General features: G+C 30.8%; 7 protein-coding genes and 3 pseudogenes. 1 reads left to right on the top strand and 9 read right to left on the bottom strand.

Annotated elements, in window-relative coordinates:
- Positions 1-166 precede the first annotated feature (166 nt).
- The 5 genes and pseudogenes from ACXKY9_RS29575 to ACXKY9_RS29555 form a co-directional block, all read right to left on the bottom strand.
- The gene (locus tag ACXKY9_RS29575; protein ID WP_228220165.1) at positions 167-664 is read right to left on the bottom strand and encodes an SdpI family protein; all 498 of its coding nucleotides are present in this window, start codon (positions 662-664) and stop codon (positions 167-169) included.
- 104 nt (positions 665-768) lie between these two features.
- A complete protein-coding gene (locus ACXKY9_RS29570) occupies positions 769-1,038 on the bottom strand; it encodes an autorepressor SdpR family transcription factor (RefSeq protein WP_000998670.1) in 270 nt (89 codons plus the stop codon).
- Between the two features lie 882 nt (positions 1,039-1,920).
- The gene (locus ACXKY9_RS29565) at positions 1,921-2,916 is read right to left on the bottom strand and encodes a DUF4046 domain-containing protein (protein WP_015406629.1); all 996 of its coding nucleotides are present in this window, start codon (positions 2,914-2,916) and stop codon (positions 1,921-1,923) included.
- 922 nt (positions 2,917-3,838) lie between these two features.
- Positions 3,839-4,386: pseudogene (locus ACXKY9_RS29560) on the bottom strand (IS6 family transposase); the annotation flags it as partial.
- Positions 4,366-5,035: pseudogene (locus tag ACXKY9_RS29555) on the bottom strand (ISNCY family transposase); the annotation flags it as partial. The pseudogenes ACXKY9_RS29555 and ACXKY9_RS29560, both read right to left, overlap by 21 nt.
- 113 nt (positions 5,036-5,148) lie before the next feature.
- Here ACXKY9_RS29555 and ACXKY9_RS29550 point away from each other — a divergent pair.
- Positions 5,149-5,449, top strand: a pseudogene (locus tag ACXKY9_RS29550) (ATP-binding protein); the annotation flags it as partial.
- Between the two features lie 1,001 nt (positions 5,450-6,450).
- Here the strand turns inward: ACXKY9_RS29550 and hblA are convergent.
- The 4 genes from hblA to tnpB form a co-directional block, all read right to left on the bottom strand.
- Positions 6,451-7,584 carry a hemolysin BL binding component B gene (gene hblA / locus ACXKY9_RS29545; RefSeq protein ID WP_001063469.1) on the bottom strand — a complete coding sequence of 378 codons (1,134 nt, stop codon included), beginning with the start codon at positions 7,582-7,584 and terminating at the stop codon, positions 6,451-6,453.
- A 31-nt stretch (positions 7,585-7,615) separates the two neighbouring features.
- On the bottom strand, positions 7,616-8,845 hold the full coding sequence (gene hblD, locus ACXKY9_RS29540) for a hemolysin BL lytic component L1 (RefSeq protein WP_000975321.1): 1,230 nt from the start codon (positions 8,843-8,845) through the stop codon (positions 7,616-7,618).
- 62 nt (positions 8,846-8,907) lie between these two features.
- Entirely contained in the window at positions 8,908-10,227 is a 1,320-nt protein-coding gene (hblC, locus tag ACXKY9_RS29535) for a hemolysin BL lytic component L2 (protein WP_000790998.1), read from the bottom strand.
- 757 nt (positions 10,228-10,984) lie between these two features.
- Complete coding sequence (tnpB, locus tag ACXKY9_RS29530) at positions 10,985-12,103, bottom strand: IS200/IS605 family element RNA-guided endonuclease TnpB (protein ID WP_000981146.1); 1,119 nt, start codon at positions 12,101-12,103, stop codon at positions 10,985-10,987.
- Positions 12,104-12,114 lie beyond the last annotated feature (11 nt).

Here is a 12,114-nt window from a genome sequence, read left to right as displayed (position 1 = left end):
TGATTTAATTCACATTTTTTTAAAAATTAATACATTTTTTCATAAAATCCAAATTATAGTTTTCTACGCTATTAATTGTAAAATTAATAGCCCTTTCATTTCACAAAAAAAGATGACCTATTATTATAGATCATCTTTTGAGTTCTTTATATTATTTTACTTGTAATCAACTTTGTATATTTTTATTCTCAATTTTCCTAAAAAATATATATGAAGAAAACACAGATATTAAAGCAGCAATTGCCACAAGACTAATCATACTTAAAATTACAAATTTCGGGGTTAAAATTGATAATAGTATTATCATTAAACCTGTAATAAAAAAGATTTTTGCAGAGAATCGATTAGTTAATCTCCATACTTCCTTATTCTTTAATGTCCAAGGGGTTCTTATTCCGTATATATAATTTTGTTCTACTCGCTGCATAAAGTTAGATAAAACCATAATGAATATACCAGTTGCTATACCCACTACTAATTCAAAAGTAATAGTATATCCAAACTCAGTACTTACAATTACTAAATGAATAATACATAACAACATTAACATTGCATTAGAAATGATTCTTAAATCAAGTTGATTTTCTAGGTTTCCCTCAGTTAATAATGTATTTTTCACTAATATATTAAATATTACATTTGAAATAAGCATTATCGTGGGCATAATGCTTAGAATCCATATCTTCTCATCCCCTAATTTAAAATAAGATATGAAACTTACCACTAAACTAATCATAATAATAAGATATGAACATGTTTTTTTCCTCATTATTTATTTTCCTCCCCGATTTTAATACTTATAAGCCAATTCAAAATATCCTGAACAACGGTTGTATTTAATGTGTAATAGACATACTTCCCTTCTTTTCGATTTTTAACTAAATTTGATTGTTTCAGAATGTTAAGATGTTGAGAAATACTGGGCTTTGACATATTGAAATGAGAAGCTATTTCTCCGGCAGTAAGATCTCTCTCCTTTAACAAATCTAATATTTTCCTTCTTGTTGGATCTGCTAAAGCTTTAAAAAGATCATTCAATAAAAATCCTCCCCCCAATAACATTTAAGTATTTACTTAAATGTTATGTGTAAGAATAATAAAAATCAAGTAATTATTAAATTTAATATAACAATGTAGTATTTTTACATTCATGGTGCATAAATCTTAAACTATTCTTTAACATTGCTATATCTAGACTCCTGGTACCACAATTGTAAAATATTAGTTACATATTTCACAATTGTTTTTGACAAATATGAATACAATTACTAATTCAATAGAATATTTGTGTCTATTGAATTAGTATGTATAACTTGAATCGTATAAAAGACATTAAAAATATACAATCAAAAGTAAATACAATAAATAAAGTAATGGAAATGAATTATTTTCTTGATATTTTGATACATTTTTATAAAATGACATAAATCAAAAAAAGAATTTTCATAAATTCTTTTTATTCCCTTGTTGTAAGCGCTTTACATTTATGATACCATCGTATTTATAAGATAGATGGTAATAAGTCTTGAAGTAGTTCTTTACTTAAGACGCGTGTAAACGTACGGCTAAATCATAAAAATAGGCCATAGGTCCAATAAAATATGGGCTATCTTATAAATTAATCAATGGAAATTTCATCGCTAAAAATACTGTGAACTCAGATATAACAGCTTTTTGTTATGTCCTTAACAAAGTTTTACAATTCAGCGGGAAAATTCTCGAAATTTAACTCATCCAATTTAATAAGCTAAATTTTATTCTGTATCCAGCTACGAGACGTGAGCAAAAGAATTCTACCAACAAAACCGAGCTAAGTAATTAAAGATATCTAAAATTTTATCTTTATACTGTCTATAGTTGATAACGTATTTCCAAACAATCTGAAACCTTTTTTGATTTTTAAATGTATAAACGAATTACTTAAGACTTATTTACATAGCCTCTGAATGAATTCTTCAAATATTTATTTGGATATAAATCATTAATCATTGCGTATGGACTTCCATTCCAATATTTCATTAATGGTGTCCATAACCTATGACTTTTTATCCATCTAATTGTATATTTTTGTAGTAATTGTTCATCTGTTAACTTTTCTCTTTCTTCAATTGTCCACCGTAATGCATCTAGTGCTTTTTCCTTTGTCCAAAAACCATTAGGAGTCATCTTAAATTCCCATTCCTTAAATTGATTGGGATATAAATCATTAATCATTGCATACGGGCTATCCTCCCAACATAATTGACAAGCGCCTTTCAATCCAGATTGAATTAGCCATTTTCCCCCGTAAATATTTCTCAATTCTTCCAGATCTAATTTTTCTTTTTCTTCAATTGTCCATTTTAATGCTTGTAATGCTTTTTCTTTCGTCCAAAATTTATTAGGGGATTTAGTAAATTGCCATTCCTTAAATACATTCGGATATAAATCATTAATCATCGCATATGGACTCCCATCCCAAAATACCCTTAATGGCGTACTTAGTTTTTGTTCCTTCAACCACTTTTGCCCATAAATTCGTAAAATTTTTTTTGGTAATAATTTTTCTTTTTCTTCAATTGTCCATTTTAATAATTGTAAAGCCTTATTTTTCGTCCAAAAATTTAATGGAGTCATTTTGAATTCCCATTCCTTAAATTGATTAGGGTATAAATCATTAATCATTGCATACGGACTATTTTCATATCTATGCTGCAATACTCCACGTAATCGATATTTTGCAATTAAAGAGACATTCCAATTTTGCTTTATCTCTTCTTCGTTCCAATTTAAAATTTCGGTTAATAAATATCTTGTTACTCTTTTAGCCATTTCATTATTCTCATCCCACCTCCAAGTATTGGATGGGAATCTACTTCTTTTTCCATCCAATATCTCCTGATAGATTTCTTCTATAGTAACTGCTTTTATCTGCATTTCATACTCTTCCCCTCACACTATATAAAAATTTTTATTTCTTTATATTAAGATTATACAAATATAAAAACTAATTACAATAATTACTTATATTAAAACTATAATTCCTAATGAGGATGATCACATCAATATCCAGTTAAAAAAATCATAAGTTCTTTCTCCAAAATTATAGGAAATGATGTCTTTATATCACCATTTTTTGTATATAATAATTAGAACTATTCTCTCAAGAAATTCAAAACTTATTAACTCTAAATTTTTTACAAGCTCTTCCAGGAGATATGAATTTTATGTAACAAAACCTTAAATACCTAGCCGGGGTTTAGTCGTTTTATATGTGTAGACTAAAACCTCTTCAATCTAAGTATGTAGCTGTTTAGAAGTACCAACGATTTAATACCACATCTATATACTCTTTATACAAAGGTTAGCCAAAGTAATATAAAACTAAGTGAATCTCTTTCCCATACACCTCTAATACCAGCATATCCATACCTATATTTTTATAATTTTCAAGTTCCAGATGCATACACATCTACTAATCCTCATGATAGGAGATGTAGTCAGTCCTAAAGCTGTAATAAAAATCCCATTAGAGTATGACTAATTAATTGAAAATTTTTCCGGCGTGAAATTCAAAGAATTATTTATATCTAACTCTTAAAATAAACAAAAAAAAAGATGAGTTATATATTCTTCATTTAATATATTTTCGTTTACTCGAATTTAAGTCTATCTAAAATAAAGATAAATATTATTTATCAATCTTTAAATTACCAACAATATATATAAATTTGAAACAGTTATATTTAAAACAAAATTTGTACAATCGAGTCTAATATATATTTGAAAAACCTTTTGAAACAATTAAATGATATATATAAGGGGCAACAAGAAACTACATACTATTAGTAACTTCTTTTCAAAAGTTTTGGACATAATGATCTCGTAAATCAATTTGTTTTTTGATCATGTGCATAGCTTCGATGCCACTTAAAATTAAAGTAGCTGTACGAAGTAACTTCAATCCTAACATAGAACGAACTCGCTTCTTGATAAAACGATGATCTTGCTCCACTACATTATTCCAGTACTTCTGTTGTCTAAATTACATACCGACAGGCATGTTTTTCTCTTTTTCTACTGTTCAATTGCTATAGGATAAGCCGGATTCTTATCCACCGTAATGATGCGAGGCTTAGAAACATGAAAAGGCCAAAAAGCTTTCTTGAAGAAACGCTTTGCATTCTTTGTATCTCTTGTTTCACTGAAATACAAATCAATTGTGTTGTATTCAGAATCCACTGCACGAATAGATACATCCATTTTGATATATGTTTCATCGACTCTCCGGGAGTCATTTGTTGTCTTAAAGTGACTCCATACTCTTTCATCATTCCGACCCATATTGATGAACCTACGCATAATGGTTATATGAGCCATCGATATGCCACGCTCTTTCATCAGCTGCTTACCAAAAATGGTTTGTATAGAATGCGACATTACACAATGATGTGTACTCTTAATTTATTCACCAATCCGTGACTTAATTGGATTCATGACAAAGATATTATATGTTCGTGCAATTTCATAAACGTGCTGACTATCATAAGCAGCATCTGCAACGGAAACAACGCATTTTGGTTTTGCATACCTTAAAGCAATGCAGGAACCATTTTACGTTCGCTGTTGTAAATGCATACGACATCTGGTGTAGAACAGACATGAGCTTTATATTTCTTATACCAACCATAACGAGTAGACTATTCTTTGTTTGAGAATCGTATAAACTCCTCCGTAAGGCCATACTATCGATTAAAACACAGGGAATCAAACCTAAATTCACCTCTTGAAGAGTTTGTTTATGAATCAATGGAATACCTTCGTTTTGAAACCAAGTTACCTACACGTGAAAAAGTAGAGATACGAGGAACAAAAGGAAAGTCACAAAATACAAGAAATAAAGGATATTGATGCAAAAGACAGGTTAATTTACGTAAAGTTTTTCTATAAATGAGTGGACGACCTGTAATAGGCGGAACTTCTCCAATGATTAAACTTTCTACATACGCAAATAAAATTTGTAAAATGGATTTTTTTGATCAAAATTGGTTATCATACTAGTAAATACATCCTTTCCAGTGATAGTTTGGGTTACTATCATTCTTCCAGGAAAACGGATTTTTTTATGCATTCATTTTTGGATATTTATGAGTTCTGCAACACCTAAATTTTATTAAATATCATGATTTGCTTAAAAATTTGAAGCGTGCGAAACTAGAGCGTCGTTTAGAATCCCAATTGAAACAATATATAAAGTACAAATTACTTATCATTGCTGAAATCAGATATTTACCAATTGATCCGGAGGATGCAAAATTATTTTTCAATTCATTGATATGCGGTATGAAAAGCGTAGTACCATCTTAACCACGAAAGTAAATTTCAAATCATGAGACGAAATTTTTCAAGATCCTACCATGCTAACAACCGTTTCTTACATCATGCCACGGTTGTTAGCATGGTAGGGTAATCGTATCGAATTAAAGATCATTTTAGTAAAGAAAATGATTAAATTTGTACACGCTTAAACAAGTGAAAATGTACATTTTAATCCTTACATTTATATAAAAAAATTATGACAAATAATTTTTTTGTATATAACTCAGCATTTGACTATGTTAATTAAACTTAATATTGGTATATGAGTCCAAAAAGAAAATTAATCTAATTGCCTAAGACTACTTATGTACAATTGTATTATTTACTTTAGCACCTTGAATAAGCTCTCTTTTTATGATTTTGTAAAAGGATTCCACAAATGCATCGTCATAAAGGGTTCTTTTCTACAGACACTTGAAAAAGCCCATTCTTTTTGAATGTAGTTTGAAAATACAACTTGTATATTAAGACTCTTGGTCTTTATGAATAATTCCCCCTTTTTCTTCGACTTAAGGGCCTCTACTCCTTTTGGTTGTTGTTGAGTGCGTATTTTCTAATAAGCCCAGATGAAGAAATATTAAAAATAACTGCCGTTTCGTTTGGAACGGCTTATTTTCAATCCTATAATTGTGTGACACGTTCCTAACTGAAAATGTTAGGCGCTGATTCGATATTCAGCAGAACTATTATCTAGGTGCCACGGAAACTGTCATGCCCTGTTCTAGGAGAGGTAGTTAGAAAAATGCTAAACTTTTTTAGTAACTCGCTGGCTACTTACTCTCCCTCACGTACGGTGTAAAGTGGGGGATAAGGGGGGGATAACGTCAAAACCTTACCTATCACTATTAATACTATCTTTTATATTCTCACTTCCATCTTTGATAATGTATTACAGCATTTGTTTTTCTTCTAGAGTAAATTTAATTATAAAGAAACTATAACCCCAATTGTTAGACTGTTTTTAACAATTGGGGTGCATTTAATATTTATTATACCTCTGTCATTATAATTTATTAATACAAGTAATTATTTCTCATTTTTCCAATAATACCCCATTATTTTAGCTGACTTCGCAAAGAAATCTATATATACCTATTTTTTTGAAGAAAAAGCTTCCATTTTTAATGTTTTTATTCCTTCTTTTAATGTAAACGCATCTGCTCTTAATGTTTTCCAACTATCTTTCGCTGCATTCAGGTTAGGTTTTAAGAATTTAAATTTATTTTGATCTGCTTTTTGGGATGCTTTATCAATATGATTAAGCACTCCTGAATATTGAGAATCTAAATCATGCCATTGTGCTGACATATAGGTAAGAGCATTAATAGCTGATCCAATTGCATTTTGCATTTCAGTAATATTATTATACGCAACTCCAACTACACGATTTAATGTTATTTTATAGTCTACGGTTTGGCGTAATTGCACTAATAACGGCTCTAACGTACCTAAATTATTTCTTGCTACCCCTATCATCACACCTCCAGCAATCCATGTAGGGATTGAAGGATATGATACAGTTATTATTCCATCCGATTCTACTTGTTTAAAATGTCTTATTTGCTCTAAAACATCATTTAGGCGTTTTTCATCTTCATCTATTCCAGATGCTTGATTTTTTAAAATCGATTGCAAGATATCTTTATGACCTCCAAATGCTCGGACATCTTCTCCAATACTATCTCTTAACTTAGCTAGTTCTTGAATTAAATTCTGTGTATATGCTTGGTTTTGTTTAATCTCACCTTGTAAATCTGTAATGCCTTCTTTTAATGTATCTGCATCTCCTTCATTAATTGCTTCTACTAATGTATCGTAATAATTGTCAAATGTGGTATCATACTCTACAATTCCTGTAAGGGTATCTAAAAGTTGTTTTTTTATGTGAGCATCCCATTTTGTAGCATGCTCTCTTGCATTCTTTTGATCTTGTGCAATTTGACTAGGTAGATTTGTATATCCTTTAATATCAATTCCTTCAAAGTTAACATCTGGATTATTAATTAACAAATAAGAGTAATCATTCATGGATTTTGCAAATACCCCAGCATCTTGCAAAGCTTTTTTCATCTTTTCACTGTTTACAGAAAGAGATATATCTTCCGTACTGGTTTGTTCTATTTTACTTTCACTTGCAAAAGCAGCTACTGGTGAAACTACAGTAGTTGTTGTCAGGGTTAAAAACGTCGATACAGCAAGTAGTTTATAAGGAAAATTATTATTCACTTTAATTCCTCCTATGAATATATATTAATTTTTAGTTTGTTTTTTCTTGTTTAAAAGCAATGTCTTTTGAAATGAATTCTGCGTCCTTATGAATGTCATTCCAACTTTGTTTAGCAGCTTTTAAATCGTCAGGTATTAACGAAAGTTTATGTTCTTGCATTTGATCGATATTATCATATAAATCTTTATAATTAGCCCCCATTTTATTCCATTGTTGCTGAATACTTGTTAGAGACATTATTGCTTGATCCACTGTCTGATACAAATATGTTAGAGTGTCTTTCGTATTAGTAAGTGAAATAACCGCTTGATTAGCCAGATCAGCTTTCATACTTAATTCTCCGATTTTATTCGAAATTTCATTATAAGAATTCATATGATTAGATGCCTCGACACCAGCTGCTGTTCCTAAACCGATACCAGCTGCTCCTAGAGCTGTAAGACCGCCAACAACAGCTGGTGTAGCTGTACCACCAGTCACAACAATTACTACCGCTCCTGCAATCGTTCCAATAACTAAAATAGCTGCTCCTAGTCCACCGCCAATTGACCAGGCTAATACATTATCAAAATGTGATTTCTGTGTAGAACGTAAATTCTCAATTTCGGCCTGAAGTTGTGGGACTAGTGCTTGTTTTCCCGCTAATATAGCCGTCAATCCTCCCTGTCCATCTGGACCACCAACATTATTTTTAAAATCTACAGTATTTGTATACAACTTTGTTTTGAAAGCCTCTAACATCTTAATGACGTCAGTAACTTCATTTGAATTTGTATGAATTGTATCGATTAAATCCCCTATTCCTTCTTTAAGGCTCATCTTATCTTTCTTTTTTACAGTATCTACTAATGTGTCGTAATAATTTTGGAATTGCTCATCATAATTTACAATATTACGAGCTGTTTTTTGAATGTTTGGCTTCGCTGTATCTAACCAGTAATTTGCATTGATTCGTGACAGTTCCTGATTCAGGTGGATATTTTTGATTAATTCTCCTCCTCCTGAACCTAAATCAATGTTGGATAAATTTACATTCGGTTGCTTAATCATAGTTTTTGCGTACAAATCCATTACAAGAATATGAGAGCCAGTTGCAGCCAACGCTTTCTTTAACCCTTCAGGTCCTAACGCATAATTTTCTATTTTATGTTCTTGAGCTGTCTGTTCTTGTGCAAGTGCATGAATAGTACTACCATTCGTAGCAGTTATAACCGTTGCTAAAGTGGCTAAAGTTATAACCTTAAATGGAAATTTCATCATTTGATTCTCCTCCTTATTTTCAGTTGCGTTATAATATTTTTATTAAACCTAATTTCTTAATATTAAAATTTATAAACTTGTTCTTCGAGTTGAGTTGTTACACTTTTTAATCGTCTTAATGTATCTTTTTGAGACTGGGTGTTATTGGTATCAACTTCAGTCGATAATTTTGTAATACTATTATTTATTAGATCCAAATCCTCTTTGTAACGTTTCATTAGCTCAATTTCTCCATCTACTTGGTTAGCAAATGTATGCAAATCATTTTGCATGAAAAGAATCATTGATTTTTGTAAATCTGCTACTGTTAATTTAGTCGTTAAGTCATATAATTTCTGATTTTGTTTCTCTAAATCATTTAAATATGCACGTTGCTCTGCTGTTAGTTTATTAATTTCAGCAAAAGTATTATATGTTTTTTTAATTTTTTCAGGATCAATTACTTTCATAAGATCATACTCTTTCGTTTTTGTAACTGCAGCTGCAGCGATTTCACCTTTTTTACTTTTCTCTATCGCTTCACGTGCTTCTTTTTTGGCAGCCTCAATTTCTATAGCTGATTTTCCTTTTTCTTTTGCTTCTTGCTCTGCTTTATTCTCTGCGTCTACAATAGCATTGTTTATTTCTTTTCCTTTGTTATACGCTACTACTGCTGTTTGAGCAGCCGGTTCAATGATATCTTTTGATAGACTATAAATTTCTTGGAATACCTTTAGTCCTTGTTCATTTAAAGCTCCTGGTAATAACGCTATTTGCTGTAAATCATTTTGAATTGATTTTTTTGTATCTAGCATTTCATTTTTTAACTTATCTATTTTTCCTGTTCCCTCTGAATTAAGGACACTCTGTGTTTTTGCCACATCAGTATCAAGATTTTTCAACTTCTTATCTACCTGTAGTTTTAGATCTGTTAACTCATTAATTTGACGTTGCACACTTTCTTGGTTTGTGATGGTCATGTCTTGAAGGACTTCCAGTCTATCTGTAAACCCTTCTTTATCTTCCTTATTATCTACAAATCCTTTTAATGTTGGATAATAACTATTAAATTTAGTTACAAATCCTTTACTTTTTGAATTTAATAGAATTAATTTAGGATAAAGTTCGGATGACCACTCTTTCATATCTTGTTTAATTAGAAATTGAGTTGTATTTAAAGATGGAACTTCTTCAAGTTGTACATTCGGACTTGATAAGGCTCCATCGATAAAGGTTTGTGTTAATTTGGAGTGTGCACCTATTTTTCGTAATGCTGAGGAAATATCTATATTTTCTTGTTTTGTTTCTGCCTGAACGATTGGCGTTGCGAGAGTATTGATAGGAATAGTCGCTCCAGTAACGATTGATGTTATTAAAAATCCTGTCATAATTTTATTCTTCATTCCGTACACCTCTTCACTATTGTTTTTTACAAGTTTTGATCGTAAATGTTGTACAACCTAACGTTAGGATTTCTTCACACATACTTGAAGATAGAGATTTTTTCAAAAAAGTAATTACATCTCTTTTTTTTATTTATTTTTGATAGAATATAAGGAGCTTACTTCCCCCTCATTTTAAACACTATGTTTTTCATAAGTAAACCAGAAAATCGCTTTGATTAAATTTGATTTTTCAGATATTTTTTCATTCAAATTATATAATATTATATTTAAAAAAAGTTAAATCCAAATTTCATTTCATAAAGTGAAATAATTATACTATGATAATTAAACATAAAAATCCATTAATTCCTTTATATCTAAATGAATCCCTCACCTAAAAATGATATCAATATAATTTAATAGTGATTAATACATATCTGTCTTTTATATGGATATGTAAAATTACATATCCATATAGGAGTATCTAGCTTAAATACTCCAATTAGAATAAATAGAGCACTATTACAAAACTTGCACACTTATTATAAAAGTAAATATCTGTATAAAATGTACCCTATTAAATAGACCGTAAAAAAATCTATTCGATAGGGTATTTCTTGTATTATAGAAAGAAAATTTAGAACCGGAGAAATTTTAAAATGACTAAAAAGCTATTCACTAAAAAAGAAATACAAGATCTTTGAACTACCCCCACTTTCACTTCGTTTAGAAGTGAGGGATTCCTAAGTAAAGAGTTCTATCGAACTCTAATTGATTAGGCTATCCCCGCAGTCCTTGCGGTTAGAAGCCTTATCGCTTCATTCTTTAAATTGATACTTGCGTTAATATCCCTATCATGATGTGTACGGCAAGAAGGGCAGTCCCATTTACGTAGGTTTAGATTTTTAACGTCTTTGTTTTGGTATCCACAACAAGAACATAATTGACTAGAAGCAAAGGTTTTCGATACGACAATAACTTGTTTGCCGTACCATTTTGCTTTATATTCCAACATGGTCCGAAACTGTGACCAAGATACCTCGCTAATGGCTTTTGCTAACTTATGATGTTTTAACATATTCGATACCTGCAAATCCTCTATACCGATAACATCGTGGTTTTTGATGATTTCGGTTGAGATTTTGTCCAGGTAATCTTTTCTAGCATTTGCCATGTATTCATGGATTCTAGCTACCTTTACTCGTTGTTTATTCCAGGGAGAAGATCCTTTTATTCTTCTAGAAAGAACACACTGTGCTTTCGCCAACTTCTCTTCTAATGATCGAAAAAACTTCGGATTTTTATAGATGGTTCCATCTGACAAAATGGCGAAATCTTTTAGTCCCACATCCATTCCAATGTAAGATTGTGTTTTCGGAAGTTCTTGCACTTCTGTTTCAACTAACAATGACACAAAGTATTTGCCAGAAGGGTTACGTCTAACTGTAGCATTTAAAATACGCCCCTTTACTTCGCGACTTTTGGCAAATCGAACGAGACCTAGTTTCGGCAACTTTATTTTGTTTCCTACAACAGCAATGTTTTCATTTGTTTGTTTTGTGGTATAAGATTGTACGTTGTTCTTCTTAGATTTAAAACACGGGGTACTGTTTTGTTTTTTGAAAAAGCGTGTATAAGCATCCGCAAGGTTACGAACAGACGACTGAATCGCAATACTATCCACTTCTTTTAGCCAAACAAACTCTTTCTTCATGACAGGAAGTTTGGCAGAGCATGTACCATATGTCAAACCTTTTCCTGTCTCTTTGTATGCGTGATTCCATAGAGATAGGAAATAATTGAATACAAAGCGAGAGCAACCAATCGTTTTGTTGATTAGAATTGCTTGTGCTTGATTTGGATAGATACGAAACTTATAGGCTTTATTCATCATTATTTGATTCA

The organism is Bacillus sp. 2175 (assembly GCF_057812155.1).
This window is presented reverse-complemented; position numbering and strand designations above follow the sequence as displayed.